Source organism: Flammeovirga pectinis (assembly GCF_003970675.1).
Taxonomy (GTDB): domain Bacteria; phylum Bacteroidota; class Bacteroidia; order Cytophagales; family Flammeovirgaceae; genus Flammeovirga; species Flammeovirga pectinis.
Map to the genome: position 1 here is coordinate 1083413 of NZ_CP034562.1, position 25359 is coordinate 1108771.

Below are 25359 nucleotides of genomic sequence, written 5' to 3' on the forward strand. Positions count from 1 at the left end.
TGATTTAACATCAAACCTTGTGGAATTAATTTTCTTCTTTTAATTTATTGATCTCTTCAATAGCGACCTTGATTCTGCTAGCAACTTCCTCTTTTCCTAAGATTTCTTGCATAATCATTAAATCAGGACCTCCACCTTTACCAGAGATTGCAACTCTTAATGCAGGCATTACATGACCAATTTTCATTTCATGTTGTTCTAAAATACCCATGAAAATTGATTTAGCATCATCCGCAGTAAAGCTATCAGCACTTTCTATAGCTGCAGCATAATCTGTTAAAACAGCAACACCTTCTGGCTTCCATTTTTTCTTAACAGTTTTAGCATCGTAAGAAGTTGGAGCTTCATAGAAGAAACGGCCATCTCTCCAAATTTCTTGAGGGAAAGTAACACGTTCTTTCAATTGGTTGCAAACTAATGCTGCTTTTTCAGGAGTAGAAGTAACACCTTCTTTTTCCATGTCAGCTAAAAGGTATTTAGCCAATTCAGCATCTGGTTTTTCTTTAAGGTATTGTTGGTTAAACCATTTAGCCTTATCAATATCGAATTTAGTACCAGCCTTAGTGACACGTTCCATCGTAAATTCAGCAATCAATTCTTCTAATGTAAAGAATTCACGCTCATCACCTGGGTTCCAACCTAAGAAAGATAAGAAATTGATAAATGCATCTGCTAAGAAACCATCTTCTTTAAAACCTCTAGAAATATCGCCTGTTGCAGGGTCTTTCCATTCAATAGGGAATACAGCAAATCCCATTTTATCGCCATCACGCTTACTTAATTTACCATTACCATCAGGCTTTAATAAAAGTGGTAAGTGAGCAAAACGAGGCATAGAATCTTCCCAACCTAAATATCTATATAGTAACACATGAAGCGGTGCAGAAGGTAACCATTCCTCACCTCTAATAACGTGAGTGATTCCCATTAAATGGTCGTCAACAACGTTAGCAAGGTGGTATGTAGGCATACCGTCAGACTTCATTAAAATTTTATCATCAATAGTGTGTGAGTGAACCATAACCCAACCACGAACCATATCATTTAGTCTAATTTCTTCTTTACGAGGAACTTTTAGACGGATAACATAAGGATCACCATTGTCTAAACGTTTTTGTACTTCTTCTGCAGATAACGTTAACGAGTTCGTCATTTGCATACGTGTCATAGAATTATATTGAGGGGTATTTACACGTGCTTGCTTTAAGCGTTCGCGCATTTCCTCTAATTCTTCAGTAGTATCAAAAGCGTAGTAAGCAAGGTCGTTTTTAACTAACTTGTCAGCATATTCTTTGTATATATCTTTTCTTTCAGACTGTCGGTAAGGACCACAGTCGCCAGGGTTCCAAGGCGCTTCATCTGCAACGATTCCTGCCCATTCTAAACTCTGCTTAATATATTCTTCTGCACCCTCAACAAAACGGTTTTGGTCTGTATCCTCAATACGAACAAGGAATTCGCCACCATTATGTTTGGCAAATAGATAATTGAATAATGCTGTACGCACTCCACCAATGTGAAGTGGTCCTGTTGGACTAGGAGCAAAACGTACTCTTACTTTATTTTCCATCTTTTATATGTGTATGATATCAATATCTTTTTCAGTCTGCAAAGCTAATCAAATACTTGCATAAAAGTTTAGATAATAACGTTTAAAATTTAAGAATTTGAATGGTTTTAGATAACATTAGGCTTTCTTTTCTGATTATTATATAAAAAATGTGTTTTTCTACATTTCAATAATTATTTCTTGTGATAAGATTATAATAACTGAATTTTTAGATCTAATTTCATTGTATAATTAAATAATAACCCAAACAAAAAACCTAGTATAGTAGGTTTATTAGCAGTATATGAAAAAACACGATTTTTCTTTCACCGGTGGAGGAGTTAATGGCTTAATAAATAAAATGTTTAAAGCGAAAGACTATTCTTCAAGATTCTCAATTCGGTTGTCCGTTTTTCTTGTTTTAGCAGTTTTTCCAATAGTATTATTTAATGGAATTGACGGGACACTTTTTGGAGGAGATGATACAGTAGCTTTGTTTGATGATATTGAAATAATGAGCCGTCTGTTTATTGTTATTCCTTTCTTAATTTACATTGAACAGTATTTTGAAACTCCATTTAATAATTACATCAGTTATACTAAATTACTGATAAATGAAGAGGACAGGTCTTCATTAAATAAAGATCTTGATAAATTTTCTAATGTAGTGAGTTCTTATATACCAGAATTAATATTGCTATTGTTATTGGTACTAGCAACGGCATTTTGGGCAAATGTAAGTGATTCTCAAGAGTCGTCTTGGCTGTATCAACACAATCAATTAGGAGCTTTAAAACTAAGTAAAAGTGGTTGGTGGTTTGTATTTGTATCTATTCCATTATATCAATTTTTATTTATTAGATGGCTTTGGAGATGGCTTTTATGGATAACATCTTTAGTTATCTTTAATAGATACAGATGGAATATTCATGCAATGCATGGCGATAAATTAGCGGGTTTAGAGTATTTAAATTTTGTTCCTTTCTTTTTTGGTATATGTTCCGTAGCTATTGGTATAAATTTATCATCAATAATGTACAGTGAGATTATTGAAGGTTTGAAAGGTTTAATGGATTATAAATTCATCATAATTGCATTTGCTGTTTGTGTACCTTTAATCTGTTTTTCTCCTTTATTAATATTAGCTCCAAAGATCTCTAAATTGCGTTCCGATACTATTTATAAGTTTGGAATGTTAATTCAGAATCACCATAAATTCTTTGAACAAAAATGGTTTGGGAAACCTGAAGAAGAAGTAAAAGAACTTGTGGGGAGTGCAGACCCATCATCAATGTGTGATATTAATGGAAGTTATGAATTTGTGAAAGGAATGAGCATTGTACCTATAGATACACGTTTACTAATTGTATTAGCAACAATCTTACTAGTGCCTTTCTTGCCTCTTTTAAGTACAATGTATTCTGTAAAAGAGTTGTTCCAATTAGTAGTTAAATCGATGATGTAAATTTTGTAGGTAAATTTAAAAGGGTAATTATAAAATAAATATTTTTAGAATGATTACTTCAATAAATTATAACTTATCTGTATTACCAATTACAGTTAACTTATCGTTAGATTTTAGACTGAATTCTAGAGGGAGATGCCATATTTCTGGCTCTCCATCTTTATGCCCGTAAATATCTCCACTCTCGGTAGGGACATCAATTTTAATTGTTTCTGTTTGTAGCGTTTTAACTTTGTCGTGCTCATGTATTTTTTTAGTAAATAAGCGTATGGAAAAGTTGATAGCATCAAAGAATGAAGGTTTAGGCAATAAAGTAACTTCTAATAGGCCATCATTAATTTTTGCTTTGGGAGCAATAAAGGCATTGTTACCATATTGTGCTGCATTTGCTACAGTAATAACAAAAGCATCTTGAGATTTGTTATTTTCCCCTAAAGATAAAGAGTACTTTTTTGAGTGGTATTTAAAGTATTCAAATACTGTAGCTTTAATGTAATTAGTAAGTCCTCTGCCTTTCATTTTAGCAAAAGAATGACTTACCTGCGCATCAAAACCCACGCCTGCAGTACAAAAGAAATACTCATTATTTATTTTTGGAGCATCAATTTTTACAATTTTCTCCCTGTACAAGCATTTTATTGCACTTTTTAAATTCATAGGAATTTTAAGATGTCTAGCTAAACCATTACCAGAACCAGTAGGTATAATTCCTAAAATAGCAGTAGAATTTACTAATGCAGAGGCAATTTCATTTACTGTTCCATCTCCACCGATAGCAACAATGATATCAAATTCAGTTATAAAATTTTTTGCTAATTGACTAGCGTGACCAGCGTATTGGGTATAAGAAATATGAATATTGAGTCCTTTTGCTGCTAATGTTTGTTGTGTAATTTCTGCAGCTTTAATTGATTTGCCATTCCCAGACACTGGATTGGCAATTAATACGATATTTTTCATTAATAAATTCTAGATGCAAGTAAAAGAGTAACATTTGTTGTTTTAGTCGCCTTAAAAGTAGTAAACTATTAACATAAAAAAAATAGGAGTCTATTTTATAAGTGATAAAACAGACTCCTATTAAAAATATCTTGAAAATTATGTTGATTACTCAGAATCGTAAGCCCATTTTAAATAAATAGACCCCCAAGTAAAGCCACCTCCAAAAGCAGCAAAAACTAAGTTATCACCTTTCTTGAATTGTTTTTCAAAGTCCCAAAGGCACAATGGAATTGTAGCACCTGTTGTATTTCCATATTTTTCTATGTTAATACAGACACGGTCTTTACCAACACCCATTCTCTTGGCTGTGGCATCTATAATTCTTAAGTTGGCTTGATGAGGAATTAAGTAAGCAATGTCATCAGATGATAATTCATTTCTCTTCATTATACTTTCTGCAGCAGAAGCCATATTAGTTACAGCATGCTTAAAAACAGATTTACCGTCTTGGTAAAAATAATGTTCCTCTTCAGCGAGTTGTTCTAAGCTTATTGGATAGGCAGACCCCCTTTTTACATGTAATAAATCTTTGCCAGAACCATCAGAATGCATTACGGCATCAATTAGACCATATTCTTCATTTGGTTCTATAAGTACAGCACCTGCACCATCACCAAATAAAATACATGTATTTCTATCGCTGTAATCCATCACAGACGACATTTTGTCTGCTCCAACAACAACTATTTTCTTGTAGTTTCCGGATTTAATGAAGTTAGATGCCATTTCTAATCCATATACAAAACCTGAACAAGCGGCTGATATGTCAAAACTCATAGCGTTAGAGTTAATAGCCTCGCAAACAATATTTGCGGTTGAGATAAATCCCATATCAGGAGTAGAAGTTGCACAAATAACAAGGTCTACTTCACTCCCTTTGAGATTTTTTTTCTCAAGAAGTGCAGAGACTGCATTTATTGCAAGAGTCGAAGTTCCAAGATTTTCACCTTTTAAAATTCGTCGTTCTTTAATACCTGTGCGAGAGGTAATCCACTCGTCGCTAGTTTCCACTAATTTTTCTAAATCGTGGTTTGTGAGTTTGTCCTCAGGAACCCAACCTGCTACAGCGGTAATTGCAGCGTACAATGGACTCATATCTTGGTTACTTTTAATGTGATTGTGTGTTAATCAATTGATATTACCATAAAACGGTGATATTAATCAATATTGATGCAAAAAAAAGAAATAAAATTGATTAACGGAAAAGAACGTTAGTTAAAGGTGTTTTTTTTAAGAAAAAAATTCTTAATGTCTCATAATTAAGAATCAATACCTTGATTTTACATTGTTTTTAATAATAAGCAAAAGAGCTATATCAATGTACTTGATATAGCTCTTTATAAATATATCCTATTTAGGAAAGATTATTTTTCCTTTGGGAATTCAAAATTGATAGGGTCATCTACTTTAGTTTTCATTAAAGCAATTTCTAAAACTTCTTTTGCATCTTTTACAAAATTCAGTTTTAAACCATCAGTGTATTTTTCTGGAATATCTTTCACATCTCTTTGATTTCTTTCAGAGAAAATGATTTCCTTAATTCCAGCTCTTTTTGCAGCTAATAATTTTTCTTTAATTCCACCTACAGGTAAAACTTTACCTCTTAAAGTAATCTCTCCAGTCATTGCTAACTTAGATTTGATTTTTCTTTGTGTGTAAGTAGAAACCATAGAAGTTAACATTGTGATACCTGCTGAAGGACCATCCTTAGGAACAGCACCAGCAGGAACGTGAATGTGTAAATCGTATGTTTCAAATACTCTATGGTCAATTCCATATTTTTCTGCATTAGCTTTTAGCCAAGAAAGAGCTGTAGTAGCAGATTCTTTCATAACATCACCAAGTTGTCCGGAAAGGGTTAATCTACCTTTTCCTCTGTTTAATGAGCTTTCAATAAATAAAATCTCACCACCAACTTGCGTCCAAGCTAATCCAGTAACAACACCAGCATATTCGTTATCTTGGTATGTTTCTCTTTCAAAAATTGGAGCTCCTAAGTATTTTATTACCTCGTCTGGTCCAATAGACTTTTTGTACTCCTCTTCCATAGCAATAGATTTTGCTATTTTTCTAATAACAGAACCAATAGTTCTTTCAAGACCACGTACACCAGATTCTCTTGTGTAGTTTTCTATTAAGAATTTAAGTCCTTTAGCAGAGATTGTAAAGTCTTTAGCTTTTAAACCATGCTCAGTTCTTTGTTTCGGAATTAAATGCTTTTTAGCAATTTCTTCTTTTTCTTCGAACGTGTAACCCGTAATTTCAATAATTTCCATTCTATCGCGTAATGCAGGTTGAATGGTATCTAATGAATTTGCAGTAGCAATAAATAACACCTTAGATAAGTCGTATTCTACTTCAAGGTAATTATCTGTAAATGCATTGTTTTGTTCTGGATCAAGAACCTCTAAAAATGCAGAAGAAGGATCTCCTCTAAAGTTGTTTCCGATTTTATCTATTTCATCAAGAATAAAAACAGGGTTAGAAACACCAGATTTTTTTATGCTTTGCATAATCTTACCAGGCATAGCACCTACATAAGTTTTACGGTGACCTCTGATTTCTGTTTCATCGTGTAAACCACCTAATGAAATACGGTTATATTCTCTACCTAATGCTTTTGCAATTGATCTACCTAAAGATGTTTTACCAACACCAGGAGGGCCATATAAACAAAGAATAGGTCCTTTAATATCATTTTTAAGCTTAAGAACAGCAAGGTATTCTAAAATACGTTCTTTTACTTTTTCTAAACCTTGGTGGTCTTTATCAAGAATCTTTTGAGCATTTTTCAAGTCGAAAGAATCCTCTGTAATTTTATTCCAAGGCAAGTCCAACATAAACTCACAGTAATTCATAGATACTGCAAAGTCTGCTGCGGCAGGGTTTGAACGTAAAAGTTTAGCGAGTTCTTTGTAAAAATGTTCTTTTATATTTTCTGGCCAATCTTTACTCTCTGCACGTTCTTTTAAAGCTGCAATTTCTTCATCGGGTCCTTCTGCACCAAGTTCCGTTTGAAGCACCTTCATTTGTTGACGTAAATAATAATCACGTTGTTGTTGATCAATATCTACGTTAGTCTTCCCTGCTATTTCATTTTTAATTTCTAACAAGTTAACCTCTTTGTTCATCAGCTTTAATAGCCTCTCAACCTTAACTTTTCCATCAGAAATTCTTAATATTTTTTGCTTATCATTAACTTCAGCATTAATGTTTGTAGCAATAAAATTAGCCAAGAAATCTAAACCTTTAATATTCTCTAAAGCCAAAGAAGCTTCTTGAGGGATATCTCTATTTAAACTTAGAATTTCATAAGCAACATCTCTTAAAGAAGACTCTAAAGCTTTCTCTTCTGTTTTCTTAATCTTAGAAAAATCTTCTTCATGAACAACTACTTTCCCAGAAAGGTAAGGTTCTTCAGAAGTTAATTCTTTTAATTCTATTTTTTTACGTCCCTGCGCAATGATTGTACTATTACCGTCAGGAAGTTTTAATATTTTTATAATCTGCACTAATGTTCCAAACTGGTGTAAATCCTTTTTTCCAGGATCTTCAACAGAGGCATCTCTTTGTGCAACAACGGCTATGAATTTTTTATTAGAATATGCATACTCCACTAATTTATTCGACTTCTCTCTACCAATTGTGATAGGGATAAGTACATTAGGGAATAAAACCATATTTCTTAGAGGTAATATGGGTACTTCTAATTCTTCAATATCATCTAAATTATAACTTTCAGTTTCGTCTTCTGCTATAACAGAAATAATAGCGTCGTTATTTATATTGGATAGGAGCCCTTGGGCTAATGTATCTTTACTTCTCATGCTGAGGTTTGTCTGATCTTTTATGAATGCCAAATCGACAATTCATTTACTTATTTTATACATAATTGTACCTAATTGGTAAATACTGACATATTTTCAGTTTAAACTGACAAATGTGGCACAACTATGGAAGTGTATATTTCTTGATATTAAGTTCAAGGCCCACAAAGGTACTGAAAATACTTTTTTATCGTTAATAAAATATCAACTTCAATTTAACGAATGTGAGATTAATTAAGAGATTAAATTTAAATAGGAATATTTAGGTAAATGATACTTAATTTTTCGTTAAATTATGGAGTTAATTATAATAAAAGAACAAGTTGCAGTTACTATTTTAGTGCTGTAAGCCTATAAACTATGAGAAGCATCTTCACAAGAAGCGGATTTATACTCTTTATACTAATTATTGCAGTTTTTTCTAACCCAACTTTCTCCCAAAAGAAAAGAAAGAAAAAAAAGGAAGCAGAGAAAAAAGAGCAACAAGATAGTGGATTGAAAATCTCGGAATTTGAACCTACCAAAATAAATAAGGTGGTTAAATTACCTGGTTTGAAATTCCCTAATATTAATGTTAGACCATATTATAGAAACGATCAGCAACTGGCTTTAATTGCTAGACTTGAACGTAATAAGCAATGGGATGAATACAGAGAACAATTATATATATATGTAACTTCTTTTGGTATAAATAATTTTATGGTGAAGGAGGATATGGATTTACTTTGGCGCTTAGCGAATGTATCTGAATACCTTGGCGATAGAGTTTTAGCAAAAGAAACATATCGATTAATTCTAAGACATTATAGAGGTGATTTTAGTAGAGCTTTAAAGCATTATGAATCACTTACTTTATTTGAAAAGCCTTTGTATGCAAACCTCGAAGATTATTACAGGCTTGTTGATAAAAGAGCATTAATAGATACATTAACTCCCCCGGAAGATGTATTGGTTGATATGGGTGACCAGGTGAATTCACAGTTTTCTGATTATGGAATGACCTTAGGTGGAGAAAATCAAAATAGATTATTGTTTACAAGTAATAGAAGTGGTAGAGACACTTCGGCTTTTAACCAACAATTTAATCCGAAAAATGCAAACGAAGATATTTATATAAGTGAAAAAACGGAGTTTGATATGTGGGGAGAAGCGGTGGCTTTTGAAGCAATAAACTCGAATTATAATGAGGGTTCTCCATATTTATCAAAAGATGGTAAAACACTTTATTTTATTAGATGTATGGCTCCCGGAGGGTTAGGAGATTGTGATATCTATTATTCAAATAGAGTAGGTGACTCTACATGGAGTGAGCCTGTAAATTTGGGACCTAATATAAACTCTTATGCATGGGATTCTCACCCGTCATTATCTATGACTGAAGATACGTTGTTTTTTGCCTCCGATAGAAAAGGGGGGTTTGGTAATAGCGATATCTACATGAGTATTAAATCAGAAAAAGGAGCGTGGGGTAAAGCAAAGAATGTTGGTCCTTTTATTAATTCTAGAGGAAGCGAGTTAAGCCCATACCCACATGTAAAATTCCCTGTTTTGTATTTTAGCTCATCTTTAGGAGTAGTAAATTTTGGTGGCTTTGATATTTATAAATCATTCATTGTAGATGGAAGATTTAGTGAACCAAAGAATGTTGGCCCGTTAGTAAACGGTGGAGGTGATGAATATTACTTTGCAATAGATGCAGATGCTAAGCAATTGTACTACGCAAAATCTAAAGTAAAAGGAGACCCAAATTTAGACCTTCAATCGTTTCCATTACCTATGGAAGCTAAACCTAATAATACAGTTCGTTTTTCTGGTAGAGTTACAGAACAATCTACCGGAGAAGTTTTTAAGGGTGTTGTTACAGTCATCGATTTATCGGATAGGGTAGAAGTTGCTCCAAAATCTATTAGAGAAGATGGGTCTTTTGATTTTGAATTAATAAATGATAAGAAGTACCTGTTGGTAATTGAAGGAGATAACTTTTTTCAGATAGAAGAAATATTTTTTGTTGAAGGAGATAAACACGTTCAGATTCCAGCAATTTCAGTAAATAGTTCATTGTCTTTTGCATCAATTGATTTTGATCCAGGGAGTGCGAAATTAAAACCAGAAATGGAAAACAACTTGCACTTAGTCGTTGATTTCTTAGTGAAACATACAAACTACAGACTAATTGTAACTGGACATACTGATGCTGATGGTAATTCTGAAGCAAATGTCAAATTATCGAAAGAAAGAGCCGAGTCTATAAAAGAATTTATTGTTAATTACGGAGAGTTAGAAAGCAATAGAGTTATAGCAGATGGTAAGGGAGACAATGATCCAATTATTGTTCAACCTTCTAACGAAGAAGAAAAAAGGCTAAATAGAAGAGTAGAATTTAAGATCTTTTTGGATGAATATAGAATTTCCGTACCCGTGTCTGATGATGATGTAGATTGGGGAGAAGATTGATTAGTTTGGAAAGTAGAAACATATATTTCATATTTGAGAAACTATAATATATAAACATACACACGCACATACTAATCTTACTATTATGGAAAATGTAATGACTATCTCATCGAAAGAAGCGATCGAACTAGAAAAAAAATACGGGGCTAATAATTATGCTCCGTTACCAGTAGTTCTAGAGAGAGGAGAAGGAGTTTTCGTTTGGGATGTAGAAGGAAACAAATACTACGATTTTTTATCTGCATACAGTGCAGTAAATCAAGGGCATGTTCATCCAAGAATTTTGGATGTAATGATTAAACAAGCATCTAAGCTTACCCTAACATCTAGAGCATTTTACTCTGATCAATTGGGCTTAGCAGAGAAAATGCTCTGTGAAACTTTTGGCTTTGAGCGTGCTATTTTAATGAATACAGGTGCAGAAGGTAATGAAACAGCAATTAAGCTTGCACGTAAGTGGGGATACGAGAAAAAAGGTATACCAGCAAACGAAGCAGTGATTATTGGTGTTGAAAAGAATTTTCATGGTAGAACAACTACCATTATTTCTGCATCAACAGATCCGGTAGCAACAACAAATTTTGGCCCATTTATGCCAGGTTTCGAAATTGTACCTTATAATGATCTATCAGCTTTAGAAGAAGCATTAAAGAATCCAAATGTTGCAGGACTTTGGTTAGAGCCAATTCAAGGAGAAGCTGGTGTTTATGTACCGCAAGATGGTTACTTAAAAGCAGCACAAGAGTTATGCACCAAACACAATGTACTCTTCATGGTAGATGAAGTACAGACAGGTGTTGGAAGAACGGGTAAATTATTGGCATCTGATTACGATGAAATAAAACCCGATATGGTAATTCTTGGAAAAGCAATCTCAGGTGGTTTTTATCCTGTTTCTTGTGTTCTTACATCTTCTGAAGTAATGGATGTATTTAATCCTGGTGAGCATGGTTCTACATACGGTGGTAACCCTCTGGGGTGTGCTGTAATGATGGAAGCACTTACAGTTTTGAAGGAAGAAAAGATGACGGAAAATGCCTTCCGTTTGGGAGAGGTTTTCAGAGCAAGAATGGAAGAATTATCTGCTAAGACAGATTTATTGTTAGGCGTAAGAGGTAAAGGACTTTTGAATGCTTTATTAGTAAATGATTCTGAGGATAGTAAAACAGCAACTAATATCTGTTATAAATTAATGGATAAAGGATTGTTAGCGAAGCCAACACATGGTAATATTATTCGTTTTGCACCTCCATTGGTAATTACAGAAGAGCAATTAGAAGATTGTATCACTATTATTACTGATGTTGTTATGAACTTTGAAAAGTAAATACTACTATAAAAATAGAAAGGGATTGATGTTCAGCTGAATATCAATCCCTTTTTTTGATGCAAAAATATTGATCATGAATTTAATTTATGATCAAAAATTATTGCTATAGAATTTCGTTTCCGTCTTCATCAAGAGGATAAGGAATGTAGACAAAGTTTACAAACTCATCATCAATTACAAATAAACAGCAAAATTCATCTGGATTCTTGTATGATTTTTTAAACTCCTCAAATCTATCAGCTAAAATTAATTCTTTCTGTAAAAATTCTTCAGCAAAAGAAACGCCATAGTTCCATTCTAAAAACTCTTTTTGATCTGGTCCTACTAGATGTTGGCCAATACTTAGTGATGTTTTAGAAACAGGAAAAATAGGGTATTTAGAAAAATTTCTCTTTCTAACTTGATAAGAAGCTTCTTGTAAAACAGAGTATACTTTGATAAAATCTTTAGTGATTGTACCTAAGTATTTCCCTTGACTATTTAATTCTGGTGTGTTTTCCATATCTATAAATTTTTGCAAAGTTCATAAGATCATTTGATAAACCAAAATCTAAACTCAATTTCATCACTTTTATAGGTTAACAAAAAAGAATAATAGTGATTTTGTCTTAAAAATAAAGTTTTCTAAACGAAAAAGGTTGCTTTAAAGTTTCCTCTAAAACAACCTTTAAATTGAAGTTATTTGTTTGTGCTAGTTATAGTATAATTATATCGATTTCTTAGAAGACGAAATGATCTGAATTCTACCTTTATTCCCGTATTTATCAAATGCGGCCAACTGTAATGATTCTGTTAAAGGAATTGCAGTTGTATATATTTTAGAATTCTCATCAAGTGTATCAGAAGTTGTTGTGTACCTTACTGTTAAACCAGGGAAGCCAATATTTGCTTCTACTTTTCCATCTTTAACAATAGCACCAACTGGAGGTATTCTGTAATGTCTATTCCATGACGCTAAACGATTAAACTCCCTTTGGCCAATTGCATTTGCAAAAGTATTCCAATCTTGGTTTATACGATTTTCAATTTTTGTTTTTGAATCACCCGCTTTAACCACAGATGTAGACCATGCTCTTTCTGCAAGCGCTAACATTTTAGGATATAATAAGTACTCAGCATCTTGTTGGCCTTTAAGTGTTTCCGACCATAGTGCTCCTTGAATACCTTTTATATGTTTTAAACCTTTTGCCGTTAACGTCTCTTTCTTGCTTAATTCTTCTTTAGTTATTATACCACCTAATTTTAATTTGTGATCTGTACTAAATAAGTGCGTCGGAAGATAGTTAAATATGTTTCTTGTGTTATTGTAATCTCCCCAGTAAAAACCAGGTTCATCTACTTCTTTTGTATAAGCCATATCAAAATACAGGCTAGATACAGAAGTCATAATTACATTGTATCCTTCATTGGCACGTTTGTAACCAAAGTCTTCAGTACCTGCACCCCAAGTATTATCCCATGCATTTAACGTAAGGTTATCTGGAGACATTCCTTTTGCATGATGAAGAATATCATCCCATAACTGTAGTTTTACATTGTTCTTTTTTGCAATTTTCGCAATACGTAAAGCGTAGTATCCTTTTAGAGCTTCAATATCTTCAAGATTGTTCTCTTTCATAAATTCTTTACATGAAGGAGAGTTTTCCCAAACACCATGTGCAACTTCATCACCACCTAGGTGCATCGTTTCTAAAGGAACACCAGCAGCAGTGTAAATATCATTAAACTCACCAATTAAAGCATCGATAAAGTTATATGATGAATTTTCGCAAGGACAAATTGTGTTGTCGTTAAAACCTTGTACAGAAGAATATTCAGAAACATCTTCCGGGTCGTCTAAAGTAAACTCATTTGCTTCTTTTACTTTTTCTTGAGTTTTTAATCTATCTGAACGCAAACGCATAGCATTAATTGCAATTCTTGCATGGCCAGGTACATCTACTTCTGGAATTACTTCAATATTTCTTGCTTTTGCATATTGAAGAATCTCTATATAATCGGCTCTAGTGTAGTAACCATTAGATATTCCTTCTGTACCTCTAGGACCTGAACCATAAGAAGGGATTGTTGAGAATTTATCAGTTGGGTGTTTTCTAGAACTACCAACCTCAACTAACTCAGGGAATTTTTTTAGATCAATTCTCCAACCTTCATCATCTGTTAAATGAAAATGTAACTTATTCATTTTATAGAATCCCATTACATCTAACAGGTTTAAAACAGATTTTTTTGTTTGGAAGTTTCTAGCAACATCCAACATAAAACCTCTATACTCAAAACGTGGTTGGTCAACAATTTTTGCACATTGAATAGAATTGTCTTCACCTTTTAAGGGTAATAAACCTCTTAAGGTTTGAATACCATAAACAAGACCTTTATCGCTACCTATAATTTTAATGCCATTAGCTTGTATTGTTAGTGAGTAAGCTTCTGTATTTGCATTAACTTCTTTATTGATTAATTGAATAGCAACAGCAGAAGAAACTTTGTCTACTATAGTTACTTCTTGATGAAGAGTTGATTTAATATATTCTTGAAGAAGCTTTGCTTGAGGTTGAGTATTTTTATCAGCAACGATTTCTTTTACATTCGATACATCAAACTGTCCTTTAGTTTCTGTTACACTAAGTGGAGTAGGTATAATTTTATCTTCTGTAGAAAGAGTGATTTTACTTAACTGCTTATTTTCTTCGTATCTAATCTCATTTGTCTCTACAACGTAAGTATCTGATGTAGACATTTGAGCCATTTCTGGAGATAAAGAACCATAGGAATAGGCAGGCTCATAGAATTCTTCTTTTCCATTTTTATCAAATACAAAGTAGAAGCCAAGAGCTCTGTCTGTGTATTTAATAACAGGACTATTCGTATATAGAGAAACGACGATACTATCACCGCTATTTAGACCTTTAAAAGATTTTTTAGGTGTTATTTTAAAGAAATCACCATTAATTCGTTCAATCGAAACATCTGCCCCAACTTTTGCAACATCTAGTTGAGTACAAGGTTTATTATTAAAATAAAGAGCCCAATTAGATTTGTTTAATTGAGTTGATCCGACGTTCTTAATTGTTAACTCAGCAAATGATTCATGTTTGTCATTAACATCATTTGCTTGTTGTTTCCAATGGATAGTAATGTCTTTTTTATTGCTTTCCTTTGTTCCTACGCAAGATGCAAGGGAAATTAATAACAAGTAGAAGAAAATAAATTGAGTTTTCATAAATGTCGTATATGTATTTCGGCTTCCCGATAGTTTGTTTCAATCTAAATAACTATCGCAAAGTACTTCTTATGATTTTCAACAAGAAAAGTTTTAGCTAAGAGGCATTATTTTGAGGTTAAACGACATTAATTTTATGATAAATGTACAATTAACATTAAAAAAGGTTGAATAGCATTCATTTGTGCTATTCAACCTTAATTTAAAAGTATACTATTTAAAGAGGACTTTTATAATTTCTTATTGCCTAATGGAATGTTAGCTCCTAAGACAAAATTATATTGTGTATAAAAAAACGTTTGATCTGCTCTGTCAGAAGGATTGGGAGTAGTATAAATATTTGGCATATTAACATAACCGCCTTTTAAATCTCCTTCAATAAAGAAGTAATTAAAGAACGTAATGTTTAAACCTATGTTGGCGTCAAAGCCAAAACCAGATACCCTGAACTCATCAAATCTATCGTTGCCCAATAACTTTGAATTTGTTTTAGGGTAGTACATACCACCACTAATTCCTTCAGTAAGGTTAATGGCAATGTTGGCAAAATTTATTTTTTCAAAGTTGAAAAGTTCATCAAACCTATTAGCACCTAAATAAATATAATTTAAACCATCGGTATGTTCAAAAGTTAGAAAATCATTAGTTAATTGAATTGTAGCATTGTTGTACTGACCGTCGTAAGGGCCGCCAGTATTTATGGTCCCATCAATTGTTACATATTGATTTTGATTCATCACATATTTCATATGATCTACACCAAAAGAAAAATTCCAATTATCTGTTAAGAAATAGGCTAATTTAAAATTATATTGTGGTGTGGTGAAATGAACTACATAAGTATTCATATCAAATGTTGAAGGTCTATCTGAAGCTTTCACGTCACGAATTGTAAAATCATGACCTTCTCCCTTAAAATGTATATCTGAAGGTGTATAAGCACTCCAATTCCATCCCCAAGTAACAGATAAAGTACCTTTTTTTGGTAATTTTGAGGAATTATTTTGGGCAAAATTTGTGTGTGATAATAGAATTAAAACAACAAATAAAAATAGATTTTTCATTCAGTAATATAAGAGTTATGTAAATCAGCAGTAAAACTAATGATCTCCATTTTGAACATAACTATCCGTTGTTAAATATTTTAAAATAAGTTAAAAACTTAACAAATATTTAGTGATTAATCTAATTCAAGAAGGTAATTAAGAAGGTATATTAAATACCGAACAGGGTAAACCATAAAAATAACTATTGCAGAAAATATAATATAAAACAGGCGTTCATTTACTGGGTGTCTTCTATTTGGTGGTTCAGATTCAGATTCGAAAGAAATTATTGCAGAACCTATAGTTGGTGAACTATGAGTGCTAATTAAAACTTCATCATTAATTAGTTCGCCTTCGTCTACTGAATGTTGAATGATAGGAGGGGTGATTTTAAAACTCCCCGTCATAAATGGAATACTACCAATAACTAAAAACAATACAGTAATAAAAAGGTACTGTTGTTCTCTTATTAGAAGGTTTCGATATTTTATTGTATTGATTTTTTCCATTGTCTTATGACGTTTTTATCATAGTATAATCAACGGCAATACACTTATTTGGTTGGAAGGGTGGACAATATTTTCACATAAGTTTTTTTATTATAATACTTTTTTTAATCATTCTCCTTTAACAAGGGGAAATACTCTTAAAAAAAGAAAAACCGTATTAAAGTATTTTAACTCTAATACGGCTTCTCAATTTATTATAATCTGAAATGAACGATTAGTTCAACTTCATATCTTCAATAATCTTAGCAACTTTAGTTTCAAGAACTTCATCGGCTGCATCATATTCATCAGCAGAACTTAAAGAAGTATTTACACTAAAGTAGAATTTGATTTTAGGTTCCGTACCAGAAGGTCTAGCAGAAATCTTAGTACCATCCTCTAAGAAGAATTGTAACACGTTAGATTTTGGTAGATCAATTACAGTTTCTACTTTAGATTGTAAATCTGTAGCAATAGAAGATTGGTAATCTCTCATTTCTAAAACCTTCGAACCATTAATAGTGGCAGGAGGGTTAGCACGAAGATCCTTCATCATCTGAGCAATCTCGTCTGCACCACTCATTCCTTTCTTAGTAATAGAAATAAGCTTTTCTTTAAAGTAACCATGTTCAGCATAAATATCAATAAGCTGATCGAACATAGATTTACCTTCATTTTTATAGAAAGCAGCCATTTCACAGATCATTGCAGAAGCTGCAATTGCATCTTTATCACGAACGGCGTCACCAATTAAGTAACCGTATGATTCTTCACCACCAACGATAAAGTTTTCTTTACCTTCTTTTTCTTTAATTACTTCTGCAATAAATTTAAACCCAGTTAATACGTTATAACAAGGCATGTTATGTGCAGCAGCAAAACGGTCGATTAGGTCTGTTGTAACAATTGTTTTACAAACAAAATCATTGTCTTTATTTAAACCAGCTTTCTTACGAGCAGAAATCACATAGTTAAATAAAAGAGCGGCAGTTTGATTACCGTTTAAAAGAGTCCACTCGCCTTTATGGTTTTTGATAGCGATACCAACACGGTCAGCATCAGGATCAGTACCTAATAGGATATCAGCATCAATTTCTTTTGCTTTTGCAAGCGCCATACTTAATGCTTCTGCTTCTTCTGGGTTAGGGTAAACTACAGTAGGGAAATTTCCATCTGTAACTTTTTGCTCCTCAATAATATGTACATTCTCAAAACCTAAACGTTCTAAGATTGGTGGTACCATAGTAATACCTGTACCATGAATAGAAGTAAAAACAATTTTTAAATCTTTCTGAGCTTTAATTGCATCTGGAGAAATACAAAGTCCCTCAAGCATTTTTAAATAAGGCTCATCAACTTCTTTATTGATTTTAATTACAGAACCTTCTCCACCTTCCCAGTTAACATCGTCGATAGATTCGATTTTACGAACTTCAGTTACAATGTTTGTATCGTGAGGAGCTACAACTTGCCCACCGTCAGACCAGTATGCTTTAAAACCGTTGTATTCTCTAGGGTTATGAGATGCTGTAATTACAATACCCGTGTGGCATCCTAATTCTCTAATTGCAAAAGATAATTCTGGAGTAGGGCGTAAAGCATCAAATAAGTATACTGTAAATCCTGTAGCAGCTAATACGTTTGCCGCTACTTCTGCAAAATATGCACTGTTATTTCTACAGTCATATGCAATTGCAGCTTTAGGAGTACCTTCAACTTCTTGTTTTACATAATTAGCAAGACCTTGAGTGGCCATACCAACTGTGTATTTGTTCATTCTGTTAGTACCAACTCCCATAATACCACGTAGACCACCTGTTCCAAAATCAAGAGATTTATAGAAACTTTCTTTTAGTTCGTGAGTGTCTTCTGCTTGTAGGCGTTTAATTTCTTGTTTTGTCGCATCGTCGAAAGGTCCTTCCAACCATGCAGCAACATTTTGGTTTATTATTTGATCCATCTTGATAATATTTTAAGAAGTTTTTCTTTGCGCAAAGAAACACAAAAGATCATCAAGAATAAACTGATTTATATCAATTAATGACAATAATTATCCAAATTATGTTTTTATATACTTTGTTTTAGATTGATTAGTTAAATTATAAAGAAAGTGTTCCTCTTAAACAATTTCAATCGGTATAGGCTTTATTATAATTAAAGAAGTTTTTTATGTTTTCTTATTACGAAATACTGGAAATAAACACTACTGCTTCTCCTTCAGAAATCAAGAAGGCTTATAAAACGATGGCCAAGAAATATCATCCCGATAGAAATAAAAATAGCCCAAAATCTGAAGAATATTTTAAACTAATTGCTACAGCTTATCAAAATCTTTCAGACCCTTACCAGAGGTTAATGTATGATGAATGGCTAAAATATTCTCAATTAGAAAAGGAACAGGAAGAAGTGAATTTCCAGAAAAGATCCGATTTATTAAAAAATTACAAGCCAGCATATTCTAAATCAGACAAAGAAAAGGAAGATAAAGAAGTTATTAAATGGGGAGTAGGTACTACAATTGTTTTAATTGGGATTGTATTCTTATTTGTAGTATCGCATAATTATCTAGAGAATCAAAAAGTTGAAGAAAGAGTTCTTGTTGAAGAAAAGGAAATCGAAGAGGTACTGCAATTATCTGAAAATGGAAATTTTGGAATGGCTTTACGAAAAGCAGATTCACTTCATTTTAAATTAACTTATTTATCCGAACAAAGTGATATTATTTACGATAGCCTATTGTCTGAAGTTGAAGCCTATTCTTTATTGCTTTTTGAGGAGAGAGAATTTGATAAGGTAATTGAAATTGTTGGTGATGTTCAGAACGAATTGAAAGAAGATACTTCTGTAGAAATGCTATGGCAATTGGCAATTGCTCAGTTTAATAGAGGGAATTATAAAGGTGCAGAGGTTACCTTCAATTATTTGATTCAGAAGAACAAGTATGATTTATCTATCTATCCAGCTTTTTCTGAGGTATATGCTACTGGCTTTAATGATTCAGAACGAGCTATCGAAATTCTAACTAGAGGGGTAGGCATTACCGTAGAATATTATAAGGATTTTTATGGGGATGCATACGCATTAGTTTTAGAAGGACAAGAAATACCATACACACACCTGTCTATTTATATTCTTCGTGCACGTTTACATATGGAAAGAGGTGAATACGAAAATGTAATTAGAGATTGTAAATGGTCGTTGAGGTTAAAACCTGACGATCCAAAATTAAATTATCTATTGGGTTTGGCTTTTCAGAAAAACGGAGATAATTCTGCTGCGTGTATAGCAATGCGTAGAGCAACCAATTTAGGTCATTTACAAGCTACAAATTGGCTATCAGAAAATTGCCAATAAAAAAGCACCTTTTCCAAATATTATGAAAAAGGTGCTTTTATGTAAAGAATTATTTCCTAATTAGGATATAATTTATTACGAATGTCTTCAACTCTCATTAAAAGTTCAGAATCAGCTTTTGGATATTGATTTTCCAATTGCTCCGGAGCAGCTGCTCTGCTTGGTCCGTAAATTCTTTTACTGTTTAAATGAACACCCGGATTAGGAGCGTGGTTGTGTTGGCCAAAACACGAAGTTAGTGTTGCTAAAAGAGCAAGAACACTGCTATAGATAAAAAACTTTTTCATAAACTCTTTAAATAGTGTTTGTTTGACTGATTGCGCATAGTCAACACAAAATTAGGGTTTCAAACTTGAAACACAAGAATTCTTTTCTATTAATATAATAAACTTTAATGTAAGACGTCAATTTGTGCTGTTATTCAATTAAAAATAACTGATTTTATTTTTTGTAGTATAAAATTTTAAAACCTAAAAATGTAGAGTAATTGGTGTAAGAATGGGGTTGTAATAACGAGAAAGTAACAAAAAGAAGATAATCTTTACTATTATTTAAGAACAGTGTAAACTTTTTTTTAGATTTGACTCCTACGCACTATATTAGTATTAAATATTCCCTTGGACCATACTTTTAATATGAGCAATAAACCAAATCTAGCTGCAATAGATATTTATTCTGAAAAATTTGCAGACGCTATTTGTGATGATTTCTTCTCAAAACATGATTATATAACAGGAATTCAAATAACAAATTTGACAGCTATAGAAAGTGTCAATTTATTTGTTTTAAAGAGAATATTTGAAACCTGGCAAAAAGAAGCCGTTCGTATTCAAAGTCCTTATTTTGATTATTCAGCGGAATCTGTTCGTACCTCTTTAGGGCATTTAATGAATGCTCTTTCTAAAAATATACATATATCACGCATACATTTCTTGCCACTTTTACAAAAAGCTGTTAGAGATGTACTCGTTCTTACATTTGCTCCAGAAATTTTTTATGAAGAATTTTTTGGGATGCAAGGCATGAAAATTCCTTTAAAGAATTACTTAGTGCCAATGTTTGGATACATAAAAATACATCCAAATCTTTCTGCTCAAGTTCTTGCTGCTTTAGAAGAAGAAGCATCGGTTAATATTAGTAGAATTGATGCAATTAACATTGCAAGGAATACTATTTCTCATCATCCAGAGCTAATTGATGATCCTAAAAATATAGTCGCATTATTTAATGAAATATTACCAGTCGGGTTATTTGAATTGCACCCGGGATATCTAGATCAGCCTCCAGTTCAGGAGAAAACAATTGATTTAGATTCAGAAGAGGCATCAATTGATATTGAAAAACTATCTGAAGATATTATCAGTTTTGACTTTGAGGCTGAAAAAGAAATTGAAGAAGAAAAAGAAGAGGAAGTAATTGCAAGTATAGAAGAAAAAGAGGAAGAGAATTTAGAAGAACTAGCTTCAGAAATTGAACCTGTAGTAGTAGAATTAGAAGAAGTTAATTTAGAAGATATCGTTACTGAATCAATTTCTCATGAAGATAAACCTGAAGAGGAAGAAGAAGTACAGGAAACGGAGGATTCCTCTTTCGAAAATGCGTTAGAGTCTTCTTTAGAAAGTTTAGTATCATCTGAGCCAGAAGTTTCTGTAATTACTTTTGGAGAAGAGAAAGAGGTTGAGGAGGTTATTAATGAAGTATCAGAAACTCCTATTGAAGAAGCTGATGACACAAAAGATGTTCTAGAATCATTAAATGATGGACAAGAGGAAGAGGGGCAGACATTATTAGATAAATTAAGGGGGGCATCTTCAAATGATGCTGGTATTAAAGCTACTATTAGTATTAATCAGAAGTTTGTTTTCCAAAAAGAGTTATTTGATAATAATGCAGATGTGATGAATCTAGCATTAGAAAAATTAGAGAACTGTAACGATTATACTGAAGCAATTGGATTAATTAAATCTGACTATGCTCAACAGTACGAATGGGATTTCACTACAGATGCTGTAATGGATTTTATTAATATTGTAGATAATAAGTTCTAGTAAACTACTAGTAATTATAAATAAGAGACACTCAATAATTTAAACTATTGAGTGTTTTTTTTGTGCATCATTTTTCTTTTAATCATATTCTTTCTAATCTGACTAAAGTCTGCACTAGGTATTGCTTCAATAAGTTTTTTAGTAACCTCAGATTTTGGTGATTGGTACATGTCATAAGACAATCCCCATTCTTTAATTTCACCTTTATCCATTACAATAATTCGATCAGAAATGAATTTCACCACTGCTAAATCATGTGATATGAAGATATAAGTAAGATTAAATTCTTCTTTTAGATCACACAATAAATTTAAGACCATTGCTTGCACCGAAACGTCTAAAGCAGAAACGGACTCATCACAAATAATAAATTTTGGTTTGGTAGAAAGAGCTCTCGCTATACAAATTCGCTGACGTTGTCCTCCAGAGAATTCATGAGGATACCTATTCATATATGCACTACTTAAACCTACAGTTTCTAATAAACGAATTGCTTCTCGCTTCATCGTTTTTTCATCAGAATAGATTTTATGTACTTTCATTGGTTCAATAATAGCTTGACCAATTGTACTTCTAGGGTTTAATGATGTATATGGGTTTTGAAAAATGATTTGAATATCCCTTCTTAATTTATTTAGTTCTCTTTTTTTCATTGTAGAGAGGTCTCTACCTTCAAAAAGGACTTTACCAGATGTTGGTTCGATTAATCTTAAAATACTTCTACCAAGTGTTGTTTTTCCACATCCAGAACGGCCAACAAGACCTAAAGTTTCACCTTCATTTACTTGGAAAGTAACATTATCTACAGCAGTAAATGTTTTGGTTACTTTTCCCCAAATGTTTTTTCGAACAGGATAGATTGTCGATAAATTTGAAACTTCAAGAATAGGAGGTTTATCAAGTATTTGTTTTTGAGTTTCTCTTACAGCGTCTTCGTCTTGTGCATTTAAAATAAGTGCTTGACCAACTGACATGAAACGAGCTTTTGCCTTACCAGTTCTGTTTTTATCTTCAATAAAATCATTAAGGGTTGGCAAACGTTTTAATATAATATCAATACGAGGTCTACAAGCAAGTAAACCTTTTGTGTAGGGATGTTGAGGATTTGTAAAAACATCAAAAACAGTCCCGTATTCTACAACTCTGCCTTTTCTCATTACTGCAATTTTATCTGCCATCTGAGCAACAATTGCCAAATCATGAGAGATAAACATACATGCAGTATTCATTGTATCACGAAATTGATTAAACAATTCTAGGATCCCTTTTTGAGAGGTTACATCTAAGGCTGTAGTAGGCTCATCTGCAATTAATAAACTAGGATTACAGGCAAGAGCAATACTGATTATAACTCTTTGTTTTTGTCCTCCAGAAATTTGATGTGGATAAGAATGAAAAACCTTTTTTGGATTCTTGAGCTGTGCTAATTCAAAAGTTTCTAATGCTTTCTTTTTAGCATCACGATTACTTATTTTTTCATGAATTTTTATAGTCTCAATCAATTGGTAGCCACAAGTAAGTGCAGGGTTTAAAGAACTCATAGGATCCTGAAATATCATTCCAATTTCTCTACCTCTATATTTTCTTATTTGTTGTCTATTTAATTTTAATAGATCAACTTTTCCTTCTTTACTATTAAATATAGCTTCCCCAGAAATATTAACTCCTGCTTTTGGAAGAAGTTGTAATAATGATAAAGCGGTAACAGATTTACCTGAGCCAGATTCACCAACAATTCCCAATGTCTCTCCTTTGTTTAAAACAAAGTTTACATTATCAACAGCCACATTGTGCCCTCTTTCTTCATGATTAAAAGAAATAGATAAGTCTTTAATTTCTAAGAGAATTTCTGGAGTGTTCTGGTCCATATAAAAATTTAAAAAGTCGCTTTAAGTCTGTAAATTAGTAAGAAAATTCCAATCGTAAATCAATTCTCTCATCTATCTATAAAAAATAGTCGATAACTATACCAATTAATCATTTTAGAAGATAGAATACTACCTAAGATGTCAATTAATTAGACTTCTATTCCAATAAAAGTAATGTCATCTCGTTGCGGAACTGTTCCTTGATGTACATCCAAAGCTGCTTCTAATAAATCGCCTAAATCTTTTAATGGCTGATCCATATTATTTTTGACATACCTTTCAAAATACTTTCTTCCAAGTTTTTCATTTTCTAGATTATTCTGATCTAAAATACCATCTGTAATTAATAGTAAAAGATCTCCATAATTTATCTTGATTTGTTGTGTCTGAAAAACCTTGCTATTTTTTATAGTGCCACCAATTGACGCTCTATTACCTCTATACCTTTCTAAAGATTGTTCTTTTTTATTGACAACGTATAAGTCACTTTTTGCACCTGCAAAATAGAGTAAAGGCGTGTGGTTTTCTTCTTCTTGTTCTACAAATTTACAGATGGCCAATTCCATACCATCGTTGACTGTATTTTCCTGCTGACGCAAATAGGCTATCACTCGTTCATCAAGTATTTTAAGAATTGTAGCAGGATCTCTAGACATATTTTTATCTATTATTTCTTGTAAAATACTTTTCCCAATCATAGACATTAGTGCTCCTGGTACACCATGCCCCGTGCAATCTACGAGAGCAAAAAATTTAATTAAAAGTCCCTCTTTGTTTCGTGTTTCAGCGTACCAATAAAAATCGCCACTAACAATATCTTTAGGTCTATAAATTGAAAAGAAACTTGAGAATTTACTTTTTAATAGTTCAACAGGAGGGAGTATTGCAGATTGAATAGTATGGGCAGCCCTTAAACTATTAGTAATTTTAATATTCTGATTGTTCACTTGAGTCATTGCAGAATCGAGTTCATTCTTTACACTTTCAACCTTTTTTCTTTGAATGTAAGAGCGTCTAATCACAGCAATTAATCCAATACTTAGTAAAAGTAGAGTTAAGGTAGATAATATATAAATGAGTGTTTCTTTCTGTAACCTGTAATCTTTCACTTCATTTTCTTTCCTAAAGTTATCTAGTAATACCTTCTTTTTTGTGAGTTGATCTTGTAATGCAGTGATAAAGAAAAGTACTATTTTATCTTGTTCAGATAAAAGTTGTTGTTTAGGGAAGCTAATTTTTGCTAAACTTTTTTTATATCGATCAATGTCTTTTTTATTGATCAAGTTTTCATTTTCTATTTCAGCATAGATAGTTAAAAACTGATGCTCTTCTTGTGATGGTTTTAATTTTAGACATTTGATTTTAAATAGTCCTTCTTTTCCATCATAAATAATTTCTTTAATATCATAAGAAAGCACGCACAACCCAGATTCCGTATTTAATTTTAAATCAGACTCCATCTCTAAATATCCTCTTAAATTAGAATGAGAGATATGGTTGTCAAATAAGACCAAAGCATCAGAAATTGGTTTATCATCTACATCCATTAAACTCAAAGAAATTCTTCGTCCTTTTTGCACTATTAATGCATTGGTCTCCTTATTTGCTTTAGCTTCTATGGTATTAATATTCAGACCTATAATTATTAATAAAAGGAAAACAATATGTTTACAAAGGATCTGCATTTGGTGGGGAAGATGGGTAT

General features: G+C 32.4%; 17 protein-coding genes. 5 read left to right on the plus strand and 12 right to left on the minus strand.

All coding sequences use genetic code 11. The features are described 5' to 3' along the window. Positions 1–25: 25 nt before the first annotated feature. Positions 26–1570, minus strand: coding sequence for a glutamate--tRNA ligase (gltX, locus tag EI427_RS04440; protein WP_126612050.1), 1545 nt, complete (start codon positions 1568–1570; stop codon positions 26–28). 283 nt (positions 1571–1853) lie between these two features. Here gltX and EI427_RS04445 point away from each other — a divergent pair, with 283 nt between their 5' ends. Continuing rightward, a complete protein-coding gene (locus EI427_RS04445) occupies positions 1854–3014 on the plus strand; it encodes a hypothetical protein (RefSeq protein ID WP_126612052.1) in 1161 nt (386 codons plus the stop codon). Positions 3015–3080: 66 nt separating this feature from the next. Here the strand turns inward: EI427_RS04445 and EI427_RS04450 are convergent, their stop codons facing one another. From EI427_RS04450 to lon, 3 genes are all read right to left on the minus strand, one after another. After that, positions 3081–3974: a diacylglycerol/lipid kinase family protein gene (locus EI427_RS04450; RefSeq protein WP_126612054.1), complete on the minus strand. Its 894-nt coding sequence runs from the start codon at positions 3972–3974 to the stop codon at positions 3081–3083. A gap of 147 nt (positions 3975–4121) precedes the next feature. Then, the gene (locus EI427_RS04455) at positions 4122–5111 is read right to left on the minus strand and encodes a beta-ketoacyl-ACP synthase III (protein WP_126612056.1); all 990 of its coding nucleotides are present in this window, start codon (positions 5109–5111) and stop codon (positions 4122–4124) included. Between the two features lie 269 nt (positions 5112–5380). Further along, complete coding sequence (gene lon / locus EI427_RS04460) at positions 5381–7843, minus strand: endopeptidase La (protein WP_126612058.1); 2463 nt, start codon at positions 7841–7843, stop codon at positions 5381–5383. A gap of 360 nt (positions 7844–8203) precedes the next feature. Between lon and EI427_RS04465 the strand changes: the two genes are divergently transcribed. Both EI427_RS04465 and rocD read left to right on the plus strand, forming a co-directional pair. Continuing rightward, positions 8204–10297 (plus strand): OmpA family protein, encoded by a 2094-nt coding sequence (locus EI427_RS04465; RefSeq protein ID WP_126612060.1) that lies wholly within the window; start codon positions 8204–8206, stop codon positions 10295–10297. A gap of 85 nt (positions 10298–10382) precedes the next feature. Next, positions 10383–11624 carry an ornithine--oxo-acid transaminase gene (rocD, locus tag EI427_RS04470; RefSeq protein ID WP_317125737.1) on the plus strand — a complete coding sequence of 414 codons (1242 nt, stop codon included), beginning with the start codon at positions 10383–10385 and terminating at the stop codon, positions 11622–11624. 106 nt (positions 11625–11730) lie between these two features. Here rocD and EI427_RS04475 read toward each other — a convergent pair whose 3' ends face one another. From EI427_RS04475 to EI427_RS04495, 5 genes are all read right to left on the minus strand, one after another. Continuing rightward, positions 11731–12129 (minus strand): hypothetical protein, encoded by a 399-nt coding sequence (locus EI427_RS04475; RefSeq protein ID WP_126612062.1) that lies wholly within the window; start codon positions 12127–12129, stop codon positions 11731–11733. A 204-nt stretch (positions 12130–12333) separates the two neighbouring features. Further along, on the minus strand, positions 12334–14850 hold the full coding sequence (locus tag EI427_RS04480) for a family 20 glycosylhydrolase (protein ID WP_126612064.1): 2517 nt from the start codon (positions 14848–14850) through the stop codon (positions 12334–12336). A gap of 230 nt (positions 14851–15080) precedes the next feature. Continuing rightward, complete coding sequence (locus EI427_RS04485; RefSeq protein WP_126612066.1) at positions 15081–15914, minus strand: hypothetical protein; 834 nt, start codon at positions 15912–15914, stop codon at positions 15081–15083. Positions 15915–16030: 116 nt separating this feature from the next. Then, on the minus strand, positions 16031–16405 hold the full coding sequence (locus tag EI427_RS04490; protein ID WP_126612068.1) for a hypothetical protein: 375 nt from the start codon (positions 16403–16405) through the stop codon (positions 16031–16033). Positions 16406–16619: 214 nt separating this feature from the next. After that, positions 16620–18344 carry a phospho-sugar mutase gene (locus EI427_RS04495; RefSeq protein ID WP_126612070.1) on the minus strand — a complete coding sequence of 575 codons (1725 nt, stop codon included), beginning with the start codon at positions 18342–18344 and terminating at the stop codon, positions 16620–16622. A 209-nt stretch (positions 18345–18553) separates the two neighbouring features. On the opposite strand from EI427_RS04495, the gene EI427_RS04500 reads away from it, so the two are divergent. Continuing rightward, positions 18554–19738, plus strand: a complete 1185-nt coding sequence (locus tag EI427_RS04500) for a J domain-containing protein (protein WP_126612071.1) — start codon at positions 18554–18556, stop codon at positions 19736–19738. A 56-nt stretch (positions 19739–19794) separates the two neighbouring features. On the opposite strand, the gene EI427_RS04505 is transcribed toward EI427_RS04500, so the two are convergent. Beyond that, the gene (locus EI427_RS04505) at positions 19795–20025 is read right to left on the minus strand and encodes a hypothetical protein (protein ID WP_126612073.1); all 231 of its coding nucleotides are present in this window, start codon (positions 20023–20025) and stop codon (positions 19795–19797) included. A 348-nt stretch (positions 20026–20373) separates the two neighbouring features. On the opposite strand from EI427_RS04505, the gene EI427_RS04510 reads away from it, so the two are divergent. Beyond that, on the plus strand, positions 20374–21786 hold the full coding sequence (locus EI427_RS04510) for a hypothetical protein (protein WP_126612075.1): 1413 nt from the start codon (positions 20374–20376) through the stop codon (positions 21784–21786). Positions 21787–21830: 44 nt separating this feature from the next. Here EI427_RS04510 and EI427_RS04515 read toward each other — a convergent pair whose 3' ends face one another. Next, the gene (locus EI427_RS04515; RefSeq protein ID WP_126612077.1) at positions 21831–23654 is read right to left on the minus strand and encodes an ABC transporter ATP-binding protein; all 1824 of its coding nucleotides are present in this window, start codon (positions 23652–23654) and stop codon (positions 21831–21833) included. Between the two features lie 149 nt (positions 23655–23803). Beyond that, positions 23804–25339 (minus strand): PP2C family protein-serine/threonine phosphatase, encoded by a 1536-nt coding sequence (locus EI427_RS04520; protein WP_126612079.1) that lies wholly within the window; start codon positions 25337–25339, stop codon positions 23804–23806. Positions 25340–25359: the final 20 nt, after the last annotated feature.